This window comes from Streptomyces sp. NPDC058674 (assembly GCF_042716505.1).
Taxonomy (GTDB): domain Bacteria; phylum Actinomycetota; class Actinomycetes; order Streptomycetales; family Streptomycetaceae; genus Streptomyces.
This window is the reverse complement of sequence record NZ_JBHXSC010000034.1, coordinates 44,458-66,145: the sequence shown is the minus strand read 5'-3', so window position 1 is coordinate 66,145 and position 21,688 is coordinate 44,458. Positions and strand designations below refer to the sequence as shown.

20 protein-coding genes are annotated in these 21,688 nt (G+C 72.8%); 9 read left to right on the top strand and 11 right to left on the bottom strand.

Annotation, left to right across the window (positions count from 1 at the left end):
• The gene (locus tag ACFWU6_RS19150) at nt 1-1,584 is read right to left on the bottom strand and encodes a glycosyl hydrolase (protein ID WP_383982066.1); all 1,584 of its coding nucleotides are present in this window, start codon (nt 1,582-1,584) and stop codon (nt 1-3) included.
• Between the two features lie 149 nt (nt 1,585-1,733).
• Between ACFWU6_RS19150 and ACFWU6_RS19145 the strand changes: the two genes are divergently transcribed.
• The 4 genes from ACFWU6_RS19145 to ACFWU6_RS19130 all read left to right on the top strand — a co-directional run bounded on the left by ACFWU6_RS19145 (nt 1,734) and on the right by ACFWU6_RS19130 (nt 6,339).
• Entirely contained in the window at nt 1,734-3,197 is a 1,464-nt protein-coding gene (locus tag ACFWU6_RS19145) for an ATP-grasp domain-containing protein (RefSeq protein ID WP_383982064.1), read from the top strand.
• 366 nt (nt 3,198-3,563) lie between these two features.
• Nucleotides 3,564-3,986 carry a hypothetical protein gene (locus tag ACFWU6_RS19140; protein WP_383801394.1) on the top strand — a complete coding sequence of 141 codons (423 nt, stop codon included), beginning with the start codon at nt 3,564-3,566 and terminating at the stop codon, nt 3,984-3,986.
• A 12-nt stretch (nt 3,987-3,998) separates the two neighbouring features.
• Complete coding sequence (locus ACFWU6_RS19135) at nt 3,999-6,086, top strand: SpoIIE family protein phosphatase (protein WP_383801391.1); 2,088 nt, start codon at nt 3,999-4,001, stop codon at nt 6,084-6,086.
• 85 nt (nt 6,087-6,171) lie between these two features.
• Complete coding sequence (locus tag ACFWU6_RS19130; RefSeq protein WP_383801388.1) at nt 6,172-6,339, top strand: hypothetical protein; 168 nt, start codon at nt 6,172-6,174, stop codon at nt 6,337-6,339.
• A 69-nt stretch (nt 6,340-6,408) separates the two neighbouring features.
• Here ACFWU6_RS19130 and ACFWU6_RS19125 read toward each other — a convergent pair whose 3' ends face one another.
• Nucleotides 6,409-6,861, bottom strand: a complete 453-nt coding sequence (locus tag ACFWU6_RS19125) for a DUF6299 family protein (protein WP_383982062.1) — start codon at nt 6,859-6,861, stop codon at nt 6,409-6,411.
• A gap of 454 nt (nt 6,862-7,315) precedes the next feature.
• Between ACFWU6_RS19125 and ACFWU6_RS19120 the strand changes: the two genes are divergently transcribed.
• Nucleotides 7,316-7,813, top strand: coding sequence for a DUF5949 family protein (locus ACFWU6_RS19120; protein ID WP_383801382.1), 498 nt, complete (start codon nt 7,316-7,318; stop codon nt 7,811-7,813).
• Between the two features lie 54 nt (nt 7,814-7,867).
• On the opposite strand, the gene ACFWU6_RS19115 is transcribed toward ACFWU6_RS19120, so the two are convergent.
• Both ACFWU6_RS19115 and ACFWU6_RS19110 read right to left on the bottom strand, forming a co-directional pair.
• Nucleotides 7,868-9,127 carry a cytochrome P450 gene (locus ACFWU6_RS19115; RefSeq protein WP_383982060.1) on the bottom strand — a complete coding sequence of 420 codons (1,260 nt, stop codon included), beginning with the start codon at nt 9,125-9,127 and terminating at the stop codon, nt 7,868-7,870.
• A 97-nt stretch (nt 9,128-9,224) separates the two neighbouring features.
• Nucleotides 9,225-10,391 (bottom strand): low temperature requirement protein A, encoded by a 1,167-nt coding sequence (locus tag ACFWU6_RS19110; RefSeq protein ID WP_383982057.1) that lies wholly within the window; start codon nt 10,389-10,391, stop codon nt 9,225-9,227.
• A 235-nt stretch (nt 10,392-10,626) separates the two neighbouring features.
• On the opposite strand from ACFWU6_RS19110, the gene ACFWU6_RS19105 reads away from it, so the two are divergent.
• On the top strand, nt 10,627-10,800 hold the full coding sequence (locus tag ACFWU6_RS19105) for a hypothetical protein (protein ID WP_383801350.1): 174 nt from the start codon (nt 10,627-10,629) through the stop codon (nt 10,798-10,800).
• A gap of 37 nt (nt 10,801-10,837) precedes the next feature.
• Complete coding sequence (locus ACFWU6_RS19100; protein WP_383801349.1) at nt 10,838-11,050, top strand: hypothetical protein; 213 nt, start codon at nt 10,838-10,840, stop codon at nt 11,048-11,050.
• A 22-nt stretch (nt 11,051-11,072) separates the two neighbouring features.
• Here ACFWU6_RS19100 and mscL read toward each other — a convergent pair whose 3' ends face one another.
• The 6 genes from mscL to ACFWU6_RS19070 form a co-directional block, all read right to left on the bottom strand.
• Nucleotides 11,073-11,573, bottom strand: a complete 501-nt coding sequence (gene mscL, locus ACFWU6_RS19095; RefSeq protein ID WP_383801347.1) for a large conductance mechanosensitive channel protein MscL — start codon at nt 11,571-11,573, stop codon at nt 11,073-11,075.
• Nucleotides 11,574-11,696: 123 nt separating this feature from the next.
• Nucleotides 11,697-12,218, bottom strand: coding sequence for a hypothetical protein (locus tag ACFWU6_RS19090; protein ID WP_383801344.1), 522 nt, complete (start codon nt 12,216-12,218; stop codon nt 11,697-11,699).
• A gap of 173 nt (nt 12,219-12,391) precedes the next feature.
• A complete protein-coding gene (locus tag ACFWU6_RS19085) occupies nt 12,392-13,225 on the bottom strand; it encodes an S-methyl-5'-thioadenosine phosphorylase (RefSeq protein ID WP_383801341.1) in 834 nt (277 codons plus the stop codon).
• A 68-nt stretch (nt 13,226-13,293) separates the two neighbouring features.
• Complete coding sequence (locus ACFWU6_RS19080; protein ID WP_383982055.1) at nt 13,294-13,614, bottom strand: FmdB family zinc ribbon protein; 321 nt, start codon at nt 13,612-13,614, stop codon at nt 13,294-13,296.
• A 67-nt stretch (nt 13,615-13,681) separates the two neighbouring features.
• Nucleotides 13,682-14,992, bottom strand: a complete 1,311-nt coding sequence (locus ACFWU6_RS19075) for an MFS transporter (RefSeq protein WP_383801336.1) — start codon at nt 14,990-14,992, stop codon at nt 13,682-13,684.
• Nucleotides 14,993-15,447: 455 nt separating this feature from the next.
• Nucleotides 15,448-16,995: a potassium/proton antiporter gene (locus ACFWU6_RS19070; RefSeq protein WP_383801333.1), complete on the bottom strand. Its 1,548-nt coding sequence runs from the start codon at nt 16,993-16,995 to the stop codon at nt 15,448-15,450.
• 197 nt (nt 16,996-17,192) lie between these two features.
• Here ACFWU6_RS19070 and ACFWU6_RS19065 point away from each other — a divergent pair, with 197 nt between their 5' ends.
• A complete protein-coding gene (locus ACFWU6_RS19065) occupies nt 17,193-20,063 on the top strand; it encodes a penicillin acylase family protein (RefSeq protein WP_383982053.1) in 2,871 nt (956 codons plus the stop codon).
• A gap of 12 nt (nt 20,064-20,075) precedes the next feature.
• Here ACFWU6_RS19065 and ACFWU6_RS19060 read toward each other — a convergent pair whose 3' ends face one another.
• Nucleotides 20,076-20,690, bottom strand: a complete 615-nt coding sequence (locus ACFWU6_RS19060; protein ID WP_383982051.1) for a 5-formyltetrahydrofolate cyclo-ligase — start codon at nt 20,688-20,690, stop codon at nt 20,076-20,078.
• A 93-nt stretch (nt 20,691-20,783) separates the two neighbouring features.
• On the opposite strand from ACFWU6_RS19060, the gene galU reads away from it, so the two are divergent.
• Nucleotides 20,784-21,686, top strand: a complete 903-nt coding sequence (gene galU / locus ACFWU6_RS19055; protein WP_383801325.1) for a UTP--glucose-1-phosphate uridylyltransferase GalU — start codon at nt 20,784-20,786, stop codon at nt 21,684-21,686.
• The last annotated feature ends 2 nt before the right edge of the window (nt 21,687-21,688 follow it).

Below are 21,688 nucleotides of genomic sequence, written 5' to 3'. Positions count from 1 at the left end.
CTAGAAGGGCCAGAAGCCGGAGGCCTTGCCCCAGTCGAGCTGGACGCAGACCGACTGCCTGCCGACCAGCTTGGACAGCCACTCGCCGAAGTTGAGCGGGACGCACCACTGCTTGCTGTTGGCGGGCGGCACCTCCGGCTTCGGCTGCGGCCGCGGGGGCGTGGGCGTGGGCGTGGGCTCGGGCTTGGGTACGGCCGGGCTCGGCACGGCGGGCGAGGGCACCGGGGCGGTGACCTCGGGAGCCGGGACGAGCGGACTCGGGACGACCGGGCTCGGGACGACCGGGCTCGGCGTGGCCGGCCCCGGGACCTGGGGGCTCGGCACGGCCGGGCTCGGGACCTCGGGCGTGGGGACCTGCGGTGTGGGGACCTGGGGGCTGGGGGCGGCCGGGCTCGGGGCGGCCGGGCTCGGGACCTGGGGGGTCGGGACCTGGGGGGTCGGGACGGCCGGCGTCGGGAACGCCGGCGTCGGGACGGCGGGCGTGGGGAGCTGCGGCGTCGGGACGGCGGGCGTGGGCACCACGGGGGTCGGGACCACGGGGGTGGGCACGACGGGGGTCGGGACCACGGGCGTGGGGACCACCGGGGTCGGGATCACCGGGCCGGGACTCTCGGGCGTCAGGGCGTCGCGGAAGACCTTCGCGGACCGCGGGTTCTCCTTGCACTGCCACACGCCGTGCGGGCAGTAGTCGGTGATGGTGTGGTAGAGCGGCTTGTGCTGCTCGATCCACTTCAGCATGCGCCGCACGTACTCCGGGTTGTCCCCGTTGCGGAACAGCCCCCACTCCGGGTACGAGATCCGCTTGCCGTGTGCTTTCGCGAAGTCGACGTGCTGCTGGAGCCCGTACGGCTGGCTGATCTGCTCGTCGAAGTTCCGGCCGGGAGCCTGGTCGTACGAGTCCATCCCGATGATGTCGACGACGTCGTCGCCCGGGTAGCACCGGGTCCAGCCGATCGCGTCCGTACCCCGGTTCGGGGCGAAGTCGAACCGGAACTTCTGCCCGGGCACCGCGCGCATCGCGGTGACGACGCGCCTCCAGTACGCCTTCCAGTTCTCCGGGTCCGGCCCGCAGCGGTGGGTGTAGGTGGTGCCGTTCATCTCCCAGCCGAGCACGATCACCGTGTCCGGGACGTCCAGTGCCACCAGCTTCTCGGCGAGCCTGCGGAAGTGCCGGTCGTACTGGCCCTGCGCGCCCGCCCGGATCAGCCGGGCCACCTCGCGGTCGGGGACCCGTTCCTCGTTGCGCGCCTGCATGGGCACGTTGAGGACGAACATCCGGTCGTCCCCGGCCAGCCGCCAGGCGGCCCAGTCGTCGAGGAACGAGACGTTCCCCTCGATGCCCGCCCACTGGTCGCCGGGCAGATAGGTGTGGCCCACCCGGATCTCCCTGCCGCCCAGCCAGCGCGACAGGTACGGGATGCGGGCCACTCCGGGCGGACCGTAGTCGAGGTAGGCGCCCACGGCGGTGTCGGAGCCGCCGCGCCGGTCCTCCCCGGGCGCCGCGAGCGCGGCCCCGGTGGCGAGCAGTCCGGCCGCGACCGTACCGATGCAGGTGCTCGCCAGTCGGCGGCGTGGTCTGGGCATGGCGTCTCCCGAGCTTTCCCGAATCGGTGTGCTGCCAAAGACGTTAGACATCAGATCTGACGAATGGCCTGTTCGGTGACTGCCGCGTAGGCCATTCGCAGCTGCGCACTATCCCCGCTTGGTCCGACTAGGTGAAAGACACCGTTCCCATGCACGCGTTCACCCACCATGTGCCCGCCGTACTGCTCAGGCTCGATCGGAACCCGTTCCACCACGGAACCCTCGGCGCCGTCAGATCCCTTGGCCGCAAGGGCGTGGAGGTCCATGCCGTCGTCGAGGCCGGGGGAGGTCCCGTGGGGCGTTCGCGGTACCTGCGCGCCGTGCACGCGGGGCCCGACGGGGGATTGGACCCCGAGGCGCCCGAGGCGCTGGTGGACTGCCTGGCCGCGGTGTCCGAGCGGATCGGCCGGCCCGCCGTGCTCGTCGCCATGGACGACCTGAGCGCCATCGCCCTGTCCCGGGTCGCGACGCGGCTGACGGACCGTTTCCGGATTCCCCATCAGCCCGACAACCTGCCCGCCCGGGTCGCCGACAAGGCGGAGCTGTCGCGGCTCTGCGCGCGCTGGGACGTGCCCCACCCGGAGACCGTCATCCCGGCGAGCGGGGCGGAGGCGGCGGAGGCCGCATGGCGCCTGGGGCTGCCGGTGATCGCCAAGTGGAGCCGTCCCTGGCTGCTGCCCGCGGGGGCGGCCGGACTGCGCAGCACGATGCTCCTGCACACCGCGGCCGAGGCGCGCCGGCTGTACGAGCGCTCCGCCGAGGCCGGGAGCCGGCTGCTGCTCCAGCGGTTCCTGCCGGCCGGACCGGACACCGACTGGTTCTTCCACGGGGCCTTCGCCCGCGGCGGGCGCCCGCTGCTCGCGGGGTCGGGCCGCAAGGAGCTGTCCTGGCCGGTGCGGACGGGGCTGACGGCGGTCGGCCGCTGGCTGCCGGACCCGGCGGTGGAGGAGGCGGGGCTGCGGCTGGCCGAGCGCCTCGGCTACCAGGGGATTCTGGACCTGGACTTCCGCCGGGACGAGCGGGGCACCTTCCGGCTGGTCGACTTCAACCCCCGGCCGGGGGCGCAGTTCCGGCTGTTCACGGACGCGGCCGGGCTGGACGTCGTCCAGGCGATGTACCTGGATCTGACGGGGCAGCGGGTCCCGGAGCCCTCGGGCGGGCCGGGCCGGGTGTTCGTCGCCGAGAACTACGCGCTGCTGGCGGTGGTGCGCGGCGGGTCGCTGCCGCGGCGCCCCGCGGTGGGCCCCGCCGGACCCGCGGGCCGCACGGTCGGCGCGCCGGGTGCGGGGGACAGGTCCCGGCGGCGGGCGGACGACCCCGGCCCGGGGGCGGTGCGGGTGCTGCCCCGGGGGGAGCGCGGCCGGATCGAGGCGGCCTGGTTCGCCGTCGACGACCCGCAGCCGTTCCTGGCGATGCTCGGTGCCTTCCTCGGCCGGGGCGCGGACAAGGGGGTACGCGTCCTGCGCGGGGTCCCCGCCCACGGCCGCCGCACCGCCCGCGCCGTGGTCCGCGCCCCCCGCCAGCGGAACGGCGGCGGCTCCGCGGCCTCCCGCACGGCCCCGCCCGACGCGCCGGAGACGCCGGCCGAGCCGGACGAGTTGGTGACCCGTTGAGGGGGGAACCGGAAGGACGGCGGCCGTCGACCGCCGCGGCCGCGGCGGGGCCGGCCGGCGCGTGGGGGCTGGGGGCGGGCTGAAGACGCTGGGCTCCGGCGGGACGCCGGAGCCGAGTGCGGGGTCCGGGTCCTCATGGCACGGCTGTTCCCCGCGGGACTGCCGGCGGCTCCCTCATTCGGCCCTTCCATGCGATTCGTCCACTGCGCGGGCTCCACGGCGGGGAGACTGGTCGCAGGAGTCCGCAAGCGCCTCGGCGCCCGGGGGCCGCTGCCGGGCTCCGCCGGCGCCGCACGGACCGACCGGGCCACGGCCGGACATCCGAAGACGTATCCGCGGTGAGAGCCGCGGTGAGAGGGGTCCGTGATGAGCGGGGAGCGAGGACAGGGCAGGGGCTGGGTGCGGATTCCCGCCAGCCGCGGGGAACAGCCCGCGGCGGCCGGACCCGCCGGGTACGACGCCCCGTACGACCGGGCGCCGTACGAGCGGCCGCCCTATGCCCGTCCGCCCTATGCCCGTCCGCCCTATGACCGTCCGCCGTACGAACGGGCCCCGTACGACCAGACTCCGTACGACCCGGCTCCGTACGACCCGGCCCCGTACGACAGGGCCGCGTACGACCGGGCTCCGTACGACCGGGCCCCCTACGCGGCCCCTCCCCCCACGGTCCAGCCCCCGATCTACACGTCACTCGTCACGCGCTGGCGGGAGGCCGGACGCACCCTTCCGGGGCATCCTGACGAGGAGTGGGAGCGGCTGATCTCCCAGCCGTGCTGGCCGGGCCGTTAGGTGGTGTGAGTCGTGGCAGCGGCGGAGCGCGACGGATCGGAGCAGGGCCGGCGGCCCCCCGTGACCGGGGCGGCGGAGCGGCTCGCGCTGAACGGCATGGGCAGCTTCGAGTGGGACCTGGACGCCGGGACCCTGACGCTGGACGAGGCCGGGATGACCGTCTTCGACCTGGAACCGGACGAGTTCGACGGCACCCCGGAAGGGCTCGGGCTGCGGATTCCGGCCGAGGACGGCGTACGGCTGGGCGAAACCGTGCTGGCCGTCCTGGACAGCGGCGGAGAGGCGTACGGCGCGTACTTCACCGTGCAGCGGCGCGGCGGGCGCGACCAGTGGACGCACACCCAGGGCCGGGTGGTCCGCGACGGGGACGGCCGGGCCCGCCGGATCCTGGGGATCGTCCGGGACGCCACGGCCGAGCTGGCCCAGGCGACGCTGCTGCGCAAGCTGGAGTCGGCGCGGGCCCAGCAGACGACGATCGTGCAGCGGACCACGGACGCCCTCTCGCGGGCGGTGACGGTCGACGACGTCACGGCCGCCCTGACCGGGGCGGGCGCCCTGGAGCGGCTCGGTGCGGACGGGCTGGCCCTCGGCCTCGTCGAGGGAGGCACCATCAAGATGATCGCGATGAGCGGGGAGTCCCTGGAGATCCTCAGCGAGCGCAGCATGACGCGGCTGGACGGCTCGCTGCCGCTGTCGCGGGCGGTGCTCACCAGGAAGGCACGTTTCGTCACCTCGCTCGCCGCACTCGGCCAGGAGTTCCCGCTGCTGCGGGACTACCTGAGCCGCATCCACTACAGCGCCGCCGCCTACCTGCCGCTGATCGCCCAGGCCAAGGCCATCGGCGGACTGGTGCTCTTCTACCGGCGCCGCACCGAGTTCAGCCCCGAGGAGCGCAACCTGTGCCTGGGCCTCGCCGGCATCGTGGCGCAGTCCCTCCAGCGGGCCCTCCTCTTCGACCAGGAGCGGGAGTTCGCCACCGGCCTCCAGGCGGCGATGCTGCCCCGCCGTATCCCCGAGATCACGGGCGGGGAGATCGCGGTGCGCTACCACTCGGCGTGGAGCGGGCGGGAGGTCGGCGGGGACTGGTACGACGTGATCTCCCTGCCCCGCGACCGGGTCGGCATCGTGGTCGGCGACGTCCAGGGCCACGACACGCACGCGGCGGCCATCATGGGGCAGCTGCGGATCGCCCTGCGGGCGTACGCCGGCGAGGGCCACCCGCCGTCCACCGTGCTGGCGCGGGCCTCGCGCTTCCTCGCCGAGCTGGACACCGAGCGCTTCGCGACCTGCATGTACGCGCAGGTGGACCTGGAGAGCGGGAGCGTACGGGCGGTCCGCGCGGGCCATCTCGGCCCGCTGATCCGGCACACGGACGGGCGCACGGGCTGGCCCAACGTGCGCGGCGGACTGCCGCTGGGACTGGCCACGGCCTTCGCGCAGGAGGAGTTCCCCGAGACCCGGCTCGACCTGGTTCCGGGGGAGACCCTGGTGCTGTGCACGGACGGCCTGGTGGAGGAGCCCGGCACCGCGATCACCCAGGGCATGGAGGCCCTCGCGCACGCCGTCCGCGGCGGCCCGCAGGAGTCCGGGGCGCTGGCCGACCACCTGCTGGACCGGCTGTGGGAGCGCTGGGGCTCCGGTGACGACGTGGCCCTGCTGGTGCTGCGCCGGGCACCGGACCCGGGCACCCACCGGGCGCCGCGCATCCACCAGTACGTCCACCAGGCGGACCCGGAGGGGCTCTCCGAGGCCCGCTGCGCCCTGCGGCAGGCGCTGAACGACTGGGGCGTGCCCGAGCTGGCCGACGACGTGGAGCTGGCGGCCGGGGAACTGCTGGTCAACGCCCTGCTGCACACGGACGGCGGGGCGGTGCTGACCATGGAGGTGCTGCCCGAGCCGGTCCGCCGCATCCGGCTCTGGGTCAAGGACCGCTCCAGCGTGTGGCCGCGCAGGCGTACCCCGGGCGAGGCCGCCACCACGGGGCGCGGCCTGCTGCTGGTGGACGCGCTGGCCACGCACTGGGGCGTGGAGTCCCGCGGCGACGGCAAGGCGGTGTGGTGCGAGTTCGACACCCGGGGCCGCTCCCGGAGCGCCGGGTGACCTGCCGGTCACCCCGAGTTGTGGAGGTCGTGGGATGGGGCGATGATGCCGCCATGGAACGGAAGGCTTCGAAGCGGAACGCGCCGTGCGCAGGCTGAGCAGGGGCGCGGCGACGGGCATCCTGGCGCTGCTCCTGCTGGCGGCCGGGGTGCCGACGGTCGTGGACTGGACGACGGGGCGTCCGCACGCGGACCCCGGGTGCCAGTCGACGGCCTTCATGTCGATGACGGGCGTCGCGCCCGAGTGCCGGTAGCGGCGGCCGGCAGTCCCGGAGCGCGCCTCCGGGACCTGACGGCGCCCCGCGACCCGGTGGACTAACTGCTCAGGCCCCGCTGTGCGGGCGCAGCTCGATGCCCCGGCGGTCCTCCGCGACCGTGCGCAGCGAGGTCGGCAGCAGCCCGCCCGAACGGCCGATCTCCTGGAGGCGCACCCGGGCCTCGGCCGGGCCCGCTTGCACGTCGGGCGTCATGCGGAGACTGCCCGTGGCCTCCCACGCGTGCTCCCGGCCGTCGCAGACGGCCTCCTCGCCGCCGAAGCCCAGCCGGGTGTGCCCCTGGACCAGGGTCGCGGCGATCTGAACCGTCCCCACGGGTGACGGCGCGCTGCAGCGGTAGGTCCCGGAGAGGGTGACGGTGCCGTGCTCGACGATGCGTGCGTCGCGCTGTACGGAGATCTCGTTTCCGTGCGGGGCCGCACTCGCGGGGGCGGTGAACGCGGTCACGGCGGCCAGCGCGGAAAGGGCCGACAATGCCAGGCGGAGACCGGAAACGGACATGATTCCTCCAGGTGGAAAGCGGTGGGTCCGCGGTACGGATTCGGTCGGCGCGGATACGCCGAATGGCATTGTGCTGGCACAGCGGCGGCAACCCGCTCTGCCGTCCTCGTGTCGGTGTGGGCAATGGCCCGCACGGGTGCGTGAGGTCGACCGGAATGCCTTCCGGAGGAGGGCGTCGGCGCGGTCCGCCGTCAATGACGCCCGTGTGGGTGATGCCGTACGCATGCGCGACGAACAGGTCGGCCGACGCCTCCACGGCGTGCCGGAACGCCCACGTCGACCCCGCGCCGGTGAACTGACGACGGGAAAACCCCTCCCCCCGACTTCCCCGCGGTCGGCGTACGCGCCTGCGCGAACATCCGGACGAATTCCGGAGGGGGGAATCCGGGCGGTCTAGCCCGCCCGGGTGAAAGGCCGTGAAAGGGCCGGCCGGGAGACCACTAGGGTGCGGCGCATGACTTCTACGCAAGCCGAAATCGACCGGTCGCACCTCGGCACCCTTTCGGTGCTGGCCTGGATCGGCGACCCCTCCGACGGGCACGACATCCCGTACCTCCTCGCCTACACCCTCGGCGACGGTCCCGAGGGCCCGGCGGCCGGCGAGCGCGCCGCCCGGGGTCTGCTGGAGGAGATCGGCCTGCCGATCGGCGACGTGGTCATGGACGGCACCCGCAGCCCGCGCACCTTCGCGGTGCAGATCGTGCTGATGGCCGGCAACCAGGTCACGCTGACCCTCCCCGGGCTGAACGCGACCTGCACCGCGCCCGACGAGTGGGTCGCGGCGGCCCACGAGAGCGGTCAGGCCTACTTCCTCTTCGCCACGCGCGCCTGGCCCGAGGCGGTCCCCGGCCGTCCGGTGACCGCGGAGGTCCTCCAGGCCTTCGCGGGCGACGAAGAGGTGCTCACCGGCAGTGCCCACTGCGTCGTCGCGGTGCAGACGCTCCAGGCGTAGCCCCGCGGACCGCCGGCCGCCGGGCTCCCGGCCCGCCCGGTGGCCGGCCCCCGCTCAGGGCCGTTCGAAGGAGAACCTGAGCGAGCGGACCCGGTTGTCGAAGTTCGACCCGGCCAGATCGGGCAGGCCGACCGCGCGCAGTCCGACCGGCCGGGTGAGCAGCTCGCGGAAGAGCGCCTTCATCTCCACCCGGGCCAGGTGCGCGCCCAGGCAGAAGTGCGGTCCGCCGCCGCCGAACCCCAGGTGCGGATTGGGCGAGCGGGTGATGTCGAAGGCGTCGGGGTCGGGGAAGACGGCCTCGTCGCGATTGGCGGAGGCGTAGTACAGCACCACCTTGTCACCGGGGCGGAACAGGTGTCCGTCCAGAGTGTGTTCGGCGGCCACCGTCCGGCGGAACTGGATGATCGGCGTCGAGTGGCGGATCATCTCGTCCACCGCGCCGTCCGCATGCGCCTCGAAGTCCGACACCAGCAGCTCCCGTTGGTCCGGGTGGTCGGTCAGCAGGGTCAGCCCGTGGGTGATGGCGTTGCGGGTGGTCTCCACCCCGGCGACCATCAACAGGGAGAAGAAGGCGCCCAGTTGGCGTGCTCCGAGGGCCTGGCCGTCGATGTTCGCGCAGACCAGCGCCGAGATCAGGTCGTCGGTGGGGTTCCTGCGCCGCTCGCGGCCGATGCCCGCCACCATCCGCTGCATCCGGGCCAGCGCCCGCAGTCCGCGACCGGGCATCCGCAGCCGGGCGGCCAGGCCCCGCTCCACCCCGATGTTCTCGGAGGCGTGGTTGACGCGGTCGGCGATCTCGGCCCGGTAGTGCTCCGGGATGCCCATCATGTTGCAGATGACCTCCAGGGGGAGCCGGGAGGCCACCGCCGAGACGAACTCGTCGGGCCGCGCGTCGAGCACGTCGTCCACGATCCGGGCAGCCACCGCGTGGACGTCCTCCTCGGCGGCCGCCAGCAGGCGGGGCGTGAAGGCCCGCTGCACGATCCGGCGGAGCCGGGCGTGGTCGGGGCCGTCCAGGTTGACCATGGAGTCCCCGAACAGCGCGCGCACCCACCGGGCCGGCTCCGGGGTGGTCACCCCGGGGGCGCTCGCGAACACCTTGGGCAGGCGGCTGGCCTCCTGCACCTGGGCGTGCCGTACGAGGGCCCAGTGGCCGGCACCCTCCGGGACGAAGACGGGGGACCCGAGAGCGCGGAGCCGGGCGAAGGCCGCCAGGCGGTGCTCCGGGGGGAGTTGCCAGAAGCCTGGCTCGGCCAGTTCCGCTCCGGGACCGGCTTCCGTGCCGGTGCCGCGCCGCTGTGCCGGGAGTGTCATGGCCGTGCCTCTTCCTGTCGCGCCGTTCCGCTGCGCTGGAGAACGGTCGCGGCGGCGCGGGAGTGACGGCCCGGCGGTCCGCCGTTCCCCCCGGGCTTCAGAGGCCGGAGCGGTCGGGGCGGGCGCCGCGGGTCGCCAGGGTCACCCCGACGGCGATCGTGGCCGCCGCGACCAGGCCCGCGTACAGGACGGCGTACGGGCCCGCCCACGTGCAGGCCAGGACGGCGAGGGCGGAGAGCGGCAGGGCCAGCTGCTGGGCGGGGCCGCGCTTGAAGTGCCGGGAGTGCAGGAACCACACCATCAGCAGGAAGAGCGCGCTCGGGACGGTGACGGCGGCGTTGGCGGCGGCCTGCGAGATGTGGGCCTTGCCGACCGCGTGCTCGACCGCGACCTCGATGCCGGCCCCGATCGCCGCACCGGAGGCGAAGACCAGCAGGTGGCCGTAGCCCCACGGGATGGCCTCGCGGTTCGAGGTCAGCCGCTCGTGCATCGGCACCGCGAAGTAGATCCACCACGCGGCGAAGACGATCAACAGCCCGCCGGCGGCGATCGGCAGCAGCTCGCCCAGCGCCTCGTGCTCGTCGAGCGCCGACTTCACCGCCACGGTGCTCGCGGAGATGGTCTCGCCGAGCACGATGATGGTGAACAGGCCGTACCGCTCCACGATGTGGTGGGCGTGCCAGGGGGTCTGGTGCCCGCGCTCGGCCACCACCGGGACGAGCAGCTCGGCCGCGGCCAAGACCAGGAACAGCCAGCGCTTGAGGTCGTCGGGGGCGAACAGCAGCGCCACCCAGCCGGCCTGGCAGACCACCAGCCCGGCCGCGTACCGGAGCGCCGCGGTGCGGGCCGGCCCGCTCTCCCCGGCCGCGGCCCGCAGCCACTGGGCGGTGAGCGCCACGCGCATGATGAGGTAGCCGACGACGGCGACCGTCCAGTCGTTCTCGTCGAAGGCGCGGCTCACGCCGGCCGCGTAGACGAGCACACCGGCGATCTGGACCAGGGTCGCGATGCGGTACGGCACGTCGTCGCAGTCGTAGGCGGAGGCGAACCACGTGAAGTTCATCCACGCCCACCACACGCCGAAGAAGACGAAGAAGTAGCCGATCACCCCGGTGCCGGGATGGCCTTCGGCCAGCGCGTGCACCAGCCGGGCCCCGCACTGGGCGATAGCTACGACGAAGCAGAGGTCGAAGAACAGCTCCAGCGGGGTCGCCGCGCGATGGTCCTCGTCGCGGCCGCGGGCGGTCATGGGTGTGTAGGCCATACCGGCCAGCAGACCAGAGGACGCGTCCCCCGGCGGGCCGGACGCGCGGCCCGGACCGCTGCGGTGCCCCGCGCGGAGGCCCCGTACCCGACGGAGGGGGACCGACGCACCGGGGGGACGGGACAAGGTCCCCTCCCCCCGGTGCGTTCTCCTGTGCCGCGGGGCGGGCGGGCAGCGGAGTCTGGACAGCAGGGTCCTTCTCGCAGTTCAGACCCCTTCGACTCCAGGAAGTGCAATGAGTACCGCCACGAAGGAAGCACAGAGGCCGCAGGTCGATCCGGCGCAGTACCGCCCGGGCGGCACCATCACGCAGTGGACACCGGAGGATCTCTTCATCGTCTTCTATGCCACGTGCCTGGCGGTGTGCTGGTGGTTCTACGCCCGCAAGGGCGCCGAGGCTCCGAGCTGACCGGGGCCGGTGGCGGGGGCGGCCGTACCCTGGAGCCATGAGCAGCGTCCCCGCCCCCGACCCGCAGTCCCCGCAGCCGTCCCGGCCCGAGGAGCAGCCCCGGCCGAGGCCCCGGCTCGTCTTCGACGACCCCCTGGACCAGCAGTCCCCGGACGACACCGACCGGGGCTGGGGCGAGCGGCCGCCCGCCGGCGGGAGCGCGGCCGACCTGGCCCGCTTCCTCGACGAGAAGCCCCCGCACCACATCTGAGCCGCCGGAGCGGCCCGCACGGCTAGAACGCGTCGCGTGTCCCCGTGGGGACGCCGTTGCCGCTGCCGCTGCCGTTGCGCTGGGAAACCAGGGTGTCCCTGATCTCCTTGAGCACCTCCAGCTCGGTGATCTCCATCGTCTCCTTGACGCCTTCCTTGGCCTTGCGGCGCGCCTCCACCTTGGCGAGGTACTTCGCCATCGGCAGCACCATCAGGAAGTAGACGACGGCCGCCGTGATCAGGAAGGTGAGCGCGGCATTGAGCACCGATCCCCAGAGGATCTCCACCCCCGTGGGCTGACCGCTCCCGTCCAGGCCGCAGGGAGCCTTGAGGCAGGACTTGTAGACGTCGAGGTTCTTCGTCCCGATGGCCCCCACCAGCGGGCTGATGATCCCCTTGACGATGGAGTTCACGATGTTCGTGAACGCCGCGCCGATGACCACGGCGACCGCGAGGTCCACCACGTTGCCGCGCATCAGGAAGGCCTTGAAGCCCGCCAGGACGCTGTCCTTCTTCTCGCTCACCACTGAGCCCTTCTTCACATGTACCGAACACGGAGCCAACGGTTCCGAAAGCTACGGCAGTCCGGGCCCGGCGTGTCCAATCAGCTCTCACCGTCAGGCGACTTGAACGCCCGCGTGTGCGATTCAGCACAACGTCACCGCCAGTCGGGACACGGCTCCCGCCCCCACCAGGGCGCGCGCGGTCTCCCGGGGCACGGATAGCACCACCAGCGCCCCCGCGTCCCCGCCCTCCGCGTCCGGACGCGGTACTTCGGCGACCCGGGCCCCCGCGGCCACCACCCGGGGCGGCCCGGCCCGCTCCGCCGCGACCACGTCGACCCGGTCCCCGGCGCGCAGCAGCCGGACGGTCGCCGCGTCCGCGATGCGCACCGGCGCCGACACCAGGCGCACCGCGGCGGGCGGCGGTTTCACTTCGGGCGGCGCGGCCCCGCGCGAGGCCCGCGCCTCCGTCCCGCCCACCACCAGGGCGGCGGCCACGACGGCCAGCCCGGCCGCCGCGGCCCGCCGCCGGCGCCGCACCGCCCTGCGCAGCCGGTACCCGCCCCGCCCCACCCGCAGCGGCGGGAAGGCCGGGACCGGGCGCGCGGGCGGGCACGTGGAGGGGCAGACCGGGAGGGTCGCGTACGGGGAAGGGTCAGGGGACATGACGACCACCGCCAAGCTGAGTCGATCGGACCGTCCGGACCAGGCGTCCGGACCCCCCTCACGATCCGGCCTGGCGCCGGGTCCCGCTCCGGCCTGTGGACAACCCCCGGCCTGTGGACGATCCCGTCACCCGTCCGTGGAGCCCGCGGCGCCGCACCCCGTGAGACCGCCCGCTACGGCAGCTCGATGCCCAGGTCCCAGCCGTCGTGCGCGTGCGTGCACAGGCAGGAGCGCGACCGCGTCGCCGGCAGGGCCGCCACGGCGTCGAAGAGGACCTCGCGCAGCCGCCCGACGTTCTCGCCGAACACCCGCAGCACCTCCGTGTGCGACACGCCCTCACCCGTCTCGGCGCCCGCGTCCAGGTCCGTCACCAGTGCCATCGACGTGTAGCAGAGCCCCAGCTCACGGGCGAGGACGGCCTCCGGGTGACCGGTCATGCCCACCACCGACCAGCCGGCCGCCGCGTGCCACCGGGACTCGGCGCGCGTCGAGAAGCGCGGCCCCTCGACGACGACCATGGTGCCGCCGTCCACCGGCTCCCAGTCCCGGCCCCGGGCCGCCGCCAGCGCCACGGAGCGACCCACCGGGCAGTACGGGTCGGCGAAGGTGGTGTGCACGACGTTCGGCACGCTGCCGTCGGGCAGCGGCTCCCCGTCGAAGAAGGTCTGCGCCCGGGACTTCGTACGGTCGACCAGCTGGTCGGGAACGAGCAGCGTGCCGGGGCCGTACTCCGCCCGCAGCCCGCCGACGGCGCACGGGCCGAGCACCTGGCGCACGCCGACCGAGCGCAGCGCCCACAGGTTGGCCCGGTAGTTGATCCGGTGCGGCGGGACGGTGTGGCCGCTGCCGTGCCGGGGGAGGAAGGCGACCTGGCGGCCGGCCAGCTCACCGAGGTACAGGGAGTCGCTGGGGGGCCCGTACGGAGTCTCCACCCGGATCTCGGAGACGTCCTCCAGGAAGGAGTAGAAGCCCGAGCCGCCGATGACACCGATCTCTGCGTTCGCCATGGCGCCAGCCTAGCCGGGCATGCCGAAGGCCCCGCTGCCAGGAGGCGGCGGGGCCACACGTCAGACGGTCAGGCGGCCGAGGTGGAGCTGCTGCTCGCACTCGACGACGACGCCGTGGAGGACGAGGCGGCGGGCGCGGGCGCTGCGGTCGACGTCGTGGACGACGACCCGCCCGGGGCGGGCTTCGAGGCAGGGGTGCTGCTCGACGACGCACCGCGGCTGTCGTTCCGGTAGAAACCGGAGCCCTTGAAGACGATGCCGACCGCGGAGAACACCTTCTTCAGGCGTCCGTCACAGCTCGGGCACACGGTCAGCGCGTCATCGGTGAACTTCTGCACGGCCTCAAGGCCCTCACCGCACTCGGTGCACTGGTACTGGTAGGTCGGCACGAATTTCCTCCTGGCACTCTCACTCAATGAGTGCTAACGACGCTCCATGGTGACGCATTCCGGCGGATCAGTCCACCGTCACCGGCACGCGGTGACCGATCCCACGCTCGTTCACCCGGTCGTTGTCGCTCTGCGCGGAGGCGTTCACGATCCGGCTGGGGGCCTTCGGCGCCAGCTTCGCGCGCAGGGCCAGCAGGGTGACCAGCGCCAGCGCGGTGGCCGCGAGCGGGACGAGGAAGCCGTACGAGGACCCGTGGGCGTCCGTCAGGTTGCCGGCGGCGATGACCGCGACGGCCTGCCCGAAGGCGACGGCCCCGGTCAGCCAGGTGAAGGCCTCGGTGCGGGCGTTCGCCGGGATCAGCGCCTCGATCATCGTGTAGCCGGTGATCAGCGCGGGGGCGATGCACAGGCCGACGAGCAGGCCGAGGACGGCCAGCAGGATCACCGAGTCGGCGGTCCACAGCAGCGAGGCGGTGGCCGTCAGGCCGATGTAGCCGAGCAGCAGGCGGCGGCGCGGGCCGATCTTCCACGCGACGGCGCCGCAGGCGATGCCGGCGATCATGTTGCCGGCGGCGAAGATGCCGTAGAGCAGGCCGTTGGCGCCGGGGTTGCCGATCTCGTTGGAGAAGGCGGCCAGCGAGACCTGCATGCCGCCGAAGACGGCGCCGATCCCGAGGAACGCGACGATCAGGACGCGCAGACCGGGGTAGGACAGCGCCGCGGCGCGCCGGGTGCCGGCGGCGCTCTTGGCGTGCGGCTTGGGCTGGCTGGAGCGCTGGGCGGCGAAGAAGAGGCCGCCGAGCAGCGTCAGCGCGGCCTCGGTGATCAGGCCGGCCGACGGGTGGACGCCGGCGCACAGCGCGGTCGCGAGGACCGGGCCGACGACGAAGGTGAACTCGTCGGTGACGGATTCGAACGCGGCGGCCGTCGGCAGCAGCGGCGAACCCTCCAGCTTGACGGCCCAGCGGGCCCGGACCATCGGCCCCACCTGCGGTACCGAGGCACCGGCGGGGACGGCGGCGAGCGCGAGGACGATCAGCGGGGCGCCCATCAGGGCGAGGGCGGCGAGCGCGCTCACACCGGCGGCGTGGACGAGGACGCCCGGCAGCAGGACGGCGCGCTGGCCGAAGCGGTCGGTCAGGTTGCCCGTCACGGGGGCGAACAGGGCCATCGAGATGCCGGTGACGGCTGCGACGATGCCCGCGTCGGCGTAGGAGCCGGTGGTGTGCTGGACCAGGAGCAGGATGCTGATGGTCAGCATGCCGAAGGGGAGCCGGGCGGCGAAGCCGGGGAGCAGGAAGCCCAGGGCGCCGGGAGTGCGCAGGAGCCGGCCGTAGCCGGGGCGGGCGGAGTTGTCGGTCGTGACCGCGGATGTCACGGCCTGGCCTTTCCGCTGCCTGGTAGAACTCCCCGTCTGCGGACGATGCACCGCCTCGTGAGCGGTCGCACCCGTACATGTGGGAGCCCCGAGAGCTGTCCTCTTGCGCAGAACCGAGTGATACCTGGGCGCCCACTGCGGGAGGGTGCCACGGCCGCTTTGCGGTCGCGCCAGCTCTGCGTCAGGCAGAGTTGGTTCGATGTGGTGTGCCTTCATCGTACAGGGACATTCGCTACCACGCCCTGTGATTACGGCGACAGCGCATGCCCCCACCTGTGATTAACGGACGGTTCACGCGATAGGGCCCGTGAAACAGGGGCAAAAGAGTGCGCACGCCACCGAAGGTGCTGATTTAGAACGTTGCTCTAACTGGAATCTCGCCCGCGGGAGCCATGGGTTTCGAGACTCCGAGCACCGTTTTTCGGACGCGTGGACCCGCTGTGCGGAGCCCGTGCTCAGGGCCGTCCGGGGTGGCCGTCGCCCGTCCCCAGCCAGCCCGCCAGCTTGCCTCCCCGGGCCACCGCCCGCAGTCGCGCCTCGGCCGCGTCCCGCACCGGATCGGTGGCCACCACCAGCAGCTCGTCTCCGCGCCGCAGCACCGTCGTCGGCGCCGGTACGAAGCTCTTGGCGTCCCGCACCACCAGCGTCACCGACGCCCCGGGCGGCAGCCTCAGCTCGCTCACCTCGACGCCGTGCATCCGCGAGGCGGCCGGGATGGCGAAGGAGAGCAGGTGCCCGCGCAGCTTCTCCAGCGGCGCCGACTCGATGCCGAGGTCGGAGGCGGCCTCGTCGTTGTCGCGGAGCCGCAGCTTGCGCGCCAGCCAGGGCAGGGTCGGCCCCTGGACCAGGGTGTAGACGACGACCAGCACGAAGACGATGTTGAAGACGCGCTCGCTGCCCTGGATCCCGGTCACCATGGGGATGGTCGCCAGGATGATGGGAACGGCGCCGCGCAGGCCGGCCCAGGACATCAGGGCCTGCTCCTGCCAGGGAATCCGGAAGGGCAGGAGGCTGACGAAGACCTCCAGGGGCCGCGCCACCATCGTGAGCACCAGGCCGATGATCACGGCGGGCCAGAAGTCGTGCACCAGCTCGTGCGGGGTGACCAACAGGCCCAGCAGCACGAACATGCCGATCTGGGCGATCCAGCCGAGCCCGTCGGCGAAGCCGCGGGTGGCCGGCCAGTGCGGGAGCTTCGCGTTCCCGAGGACCATGGCCGCCAGGTAGACGGCGAGGAAGCCGGAGCCGTGCGCCATCGCCCCGGCCGCGTACGCCGCGACCGCTATCGCCATCACGGCGATCGGGTAGAGGCCGGAGGCGGGCAGGGCCACGTGCCGCAGGGCGTAGGCGCCGAGGAAGCCGACCGTCAGGCCGATGGCGACGCCGATCGCCAGCTCCAGCGCGATCTTGCCGAGGAGGACGTACCAGTCGTCCACGGGGCCGACGGTGGCGAAGGACACGACCAGGATGACCACGGGTGCGTCGTTGAAGCCGGACTCGGCTTCCAGGACGCCGGTGATGCGGGACGGCAGCGGGACCCTGCGCAGGACCGAGAAGACGGCCGCCGCGTCGGTCGAGGAGACGACCGCGCCGATCAGCAGGGCCTGGCGCCATTCGAGGCCGACGAGGTAGTGCGCCCCCGCGGCGGTCACGCCCACGCTCACCGCGACGCCCACCAGCGACAGCACGATCGCGGCCGGCAGGGCCGGCCTGATCTCTTTCCACTTGGTGCCCAGACCGCCCTCGGCGAGGATCACGACGAGCGCGGCATAGCCGATGACCTGGGTCAGCTCGGCGTTGTCGAAGACGACGTTGCCGATGCCGTCCTGGCCTATCGCGATGCCGATGCCGAGGTAGATGAGCAGGCTGGGAAGGCCGCTGCGTGAGGAGACGCGCACCGCCGCCACGGCGACGAGCAGCACGAGCGAGCAGACCAGCAGGAGCTCATTGAGCGTGTGGACAGTCAGCGGGCGGCCCTTTCCTGGAAGCGCCCGGCGGATCACCGCTCCCGGACGCGTTCGGCAAGTACTTCGTTACCTTACCTAATCTTTGACGCTTTCTTGACGCGACAACCACATTGTGAAACGCCTGTTCGCCCCTGTCATGGGCAGCCCGACCCCTGGCGGATCACCGACTTGGGTCCTGCGCCTATGGTTGCTCCCAGCACTCCCAGGACCACCCTGCCCCTCTAAGGACAGCGATGCCCGCCAACGAATCCGCTCCTCCCGCCAAGAAGAAGGGGCGACGCGCCCGTCTGATCGTGCTCGTTCTGGTCCTGGCTCTCATCGCGGGCCTCGGCTACGGGGCGTACTGGAGCGTGGACAGCGTGCGCGCCTCCTTCCCCCAGACGACCGGCTCCCTCGAGGTGCCCGGCCTGACCGGGGCCGTCGACGTCAAGCGCGATGCCCACGGCATCCCCCAGCTCTACGCGGACAGCGACGCCGACCTCTTCCGCGCACAGGGCTTCGTGCACGCCCAGGACCGGTTCTGGGAGATGGACGTACGCCGTCACATGACCTCCGGCCGGCTCTCCGAGATGTTCGGCTCCGGGCAGGTCGAGACCGACGCCTTCCTGCGCACCCTCGGCTGGCGCCAGGTCGCGCAGGCCGAGTACGACACCAAGCTCTCGGACGAGACGAAGAAGAACCTGCAGGCCTACGCCGACGGGGTCAACGCGTACCTGAAGGGGAAGTCCGGCAAGGACCTCTCGGTCGAGCACGCCGCCCTCCGGCTCAGCGGCGACTACGCCCCCGAGCAGTGGACGCCCGTCGACTCGGTGGCCTGGCTCAAGGCGATGGCCTGGGACCTGCGCGGCAACATGCAGGACGAGATCGACCGCGCCCTGATGTCGAACAAGCTCACGCAGGCCCAGATCGACGAGCTCTACCCGCCCTACCCCTTCGACCGGAACAAGCCGATCGTCGAGGGCGGCAAGACCGACAACGGCAAGTACACCCCCCAGGGCGCCGCCGGCAGCGGCTCCGGCACCTCGGGCAGCGGATCGGGCTCCGCCGCCGCCGGCTCGCAGGCCTCGGCGTCCGCGGGTACGAGTGCGGCCACGGGCGCGGGCACGGCGACCGTCACCGGCCTCGCCGACAACGCGACCGCCCAGGGCGCGACCGTCGGCCTGCGCACCCAGCTGACTTCCCTCGCCAAGACCCTGGACGAGATCCCCGCGATCCTCGGCCCCAACGGCAGCGGCATCGGATCGAACTCCTGGGTCGTCGCCGGCAAGTACACGACCACCGGCAAGCCGCTGCTCGCGAACGACCCGCACCTCTCCCCGCAGCTGCCCTCGGTCTGGTACCAGATGGGCCTGCACTGCCGCACCGTCTCGGCCCAGTGCCAGTACGACGTGGCCGGCTACACCTTCTCCGGCATGCCCGGCGTGGTCATCGGCCACAACGCCGACATCGCCTGGGGCATGACCAACCTCGGCGCCGACGTGACCGACCTCTACCTGGAGCAGGTCAAGCCCGAGGGCTACGTCTACGACAACAAGGTGCTCCCCTTCACCACCCGCGAAGAAGTCATCAAGGTCGCGGGCGGCGCGAGCAAGAAGATCACCGTCCGGACCACGAACAACGGTCCGCTGATCTCCGACCGCAGCGACGAGCTCGGCACCGTCGGCGCCCGCGCCCCCGTCGCCAGCTCCGCCCCGGACCGCGGCAACGGCTACGCCGTCGCCCTGCGCTGGACCGCGCTGGACCCGGGCCGGTCGATGGACGCGGTCTTCAAGCTGGACAAGGCCAAGGACTTCGCGGGCTTCCGCCAGGCGGCCGCCGACTTCGAGGTCCCCTCGCAGAACCTGATCTACGCCGACGCCAAGGGCGCCACCGGCAACATCGGCTACCAGGCCCCGGGCCGCATCCCGGTCCGCGGCCAGGGCGACGGCCGCATGCCCGCCCCCGGCTGGGACTCCAAGTACGCCTGGAAGGGCGCCAAGGACGGCAACGCCGGCTACATCCCGCAGAACGAGATGCCCTGGGACCTCAACCCCTCCCGCGGCTACATCGTCACCGCCAACCAGGCGGTCGTGGAGTCCGGGACCGGCGCGGGCAAGTACCCGAACATGCTGACCACCGACTGGGGCTACGGCGCCCGCAGCCAGCGGATCAACGACCTCATCGAGGCGAAGATCAAGGACAGCGGCAAGATCTCCACCGACGACATGCGCACCATGCAGATGGACAACAGCAGCGAGATCGCCACGCTGCTGACCCCGATGCTCGCCAAGATCGAGGTGTCGGACCCGGACGTCCGCTCCGCGCAGAAGCTCCTGGAGGGCTGGAACTACACCCAGGAGCCCGACTCGGCGGCCGCCGCGTACTTCAACGCGGTGTGGCGCAACATCCTCAAGCTGTCCTTCGGCGACAAGATGCCGAAGGAGCTGCGGATCGAGGGCAGCTGCATGAGCGTGCGGGGCGACGGCACCGGTCCGGCCGACGACCTCGCCGAGATGGTCCGCGAGTGCGGCACCCGCGGCGCCGACTCCGCGCAGCCCGACGGCGGCGACCGCTGGTTCGAGGTGGTCCGCCGCCTGGTCAAGGACGAGAAGTCGCAGTGGTGGACGGCGCCCGCGACCCGCGCCGAGCCCGCGGCCGCCAGCCGCGACGAGGTCTTCGCGCGGGCCATGCGGGACGCCCGCTGGGAGCTGACCGCCAAGCTCGGCAAGGACCAGTCCACCTGGAGCTGGGGCCGGCTGCACCAGCTGACGCTGAAGAACCAGACGATCGGCACCGAGGGCCCGGGCTTCATGCAGTGGCTCCTCAACCGCGGCCCGTGGGACCTGGGCGGCGGCGAGGCCACCGTCAACGCGACCGGCTGGAACGCCTCCAGCGGGTACGGGGTCACCTGGGTGCCGTCGATGCGCATGGTCGTCAACCTCAACGACCTCGACAAGTCCCGCTGGATCAACCTGACCGGCGCCTCGGGACACGCGTACCACGGCAACTACACCGACCAGACGACGATGTGGGCCAAGGGCGAGCTGCTGGAGTGGCCCTTCGGCAAGGACGCCGTGGACAGGGCGACGGCGGACACTCTGATCCTCAAGCCCGCGGGGTCCTAGCCGGCCCGGCGGTCACGAGCCGAAACGGCGCACCCCGGACGGGGTGGCGACGGCCTGTACGGGGTGGTCGTGCGGTTCCTCCGGGACCCGCGCGACCACCTCGTCGTCGTAGAGCAGCACGACCAGCGCGGGATGGGCCCCGGCCCGCTCCAGCCGCTCCAGCACCCGGTCGTACGAGCCCCCGCCGCGGCCGAGCCGCATGCCGCGCCGGTCGACCGCCAGTCCGGGCAGGAGCACGGCGTCCGCACCGGCGACGGCCCCCCGGCCGAGCCGCGGTCCGGAGGGCTCCAGCAGCCGCATCGTGCCGGGGTGCACGGCCTCGGCGAGGGAGGCCGGGCCCTCGTACGCGGCCCAGTCGAGGTCGTTGTCGGGCAGCAGCACCGGCAGCAGCACCCGCTTCCCGGCCGCGCGCAGGGCGTCGAGCAGGTCGCGGGTGCCGGGTTCCGTGCCGACGGAGACGTACGCCGCCACCGTGCGGGCACCGGCCAGTTCGGGCAGGGCGAGCGCGGAGCGGCCGAGTGCGCGGGCCGCCGCGCGGCGCGCGGCGGGGGACAAGGCCCGGCGGGCGGCGAGGAGTTCGCGGCGCAGTGCGGCCTTTGCGGACGGTTCGGGGCGGGTCTCTGCCACGGCTGACTCAAATATCCCTGCGAAGACGGACATAAGCGACGATGTCGAACAGGGTCGGCCTGGCGTTCGGCTGGACCCACTATCGTTTGGCGCATGACTATGTTGCACCCCGTGATCAAAAAGGCCGTCATCCCGGCTGCGGGCCTCGGCACTCGGTTCCTCCCGGCGACCAAGGCGACCCCGAAGGAAATGCTCCCGGTCGTGGACAAGCCGGCCATCCAGTACGTGGTCGAGGAGGCCGTCTCGGCCGGGCTGGACGACGTACTCATGATCACTGGGCGTAACAAGCGCCCGCTGGAAGACCACTTCGACCGCAACTACGAGCTGGAGTCGGCCCTCATCGCCAAGGGCGACGACGACCGCCTGAAGAAGGTCCAGGAGTCCAGCGACCTGGCGACCATGCACTACGTCCGCCAGGGAGACCCGCGGGGCCTGGGCCACGCCGTGCTCTGCGCCGAGCCGCACGTCGGCCGCGAGCCCTTCGCCGTCCTGCTCGGCGACGACCTCATCGACCCCCGCGACCCGCTGCTGCGCCAGATGGCCGACATCTACGCCCGCACCGGCGGCACCGTCATCGCGCTCATGGAGGTCGACCCGGCCAGCGTCCACCTCTACGGCTGCGCCGCCGTCGAGGCCACGGACGAGCAGGACGTGGTCCGCATCACCGGCCTCGTCGAGAAGCCCGACGCCGCGGACGCGCCCAGCAACTACGCCGTCATCGGACGCTATGTCCTCAACCCCGCGATCTTCGACATACTGCGGGAGACCGAGCCGGGCCGCGGTGGGGAGATCCAGCTCACCGACGCCCTGCAGAAGCTGGCCGCCGACGAGTCCATCGGCGGTCCGGTGCACGGCGTGGTCTTCCGGGGCCGCCGCTACGACACCGGGGACCGCGGCGACTACCTGCGGGCCATCGTCCGCCTCGCGTGCGAGCGCGAGGACCTGGGCCCGGAGTTCCGCACCTGGCTTCACCGTTACGTCACGGAGGAGATGTAGCA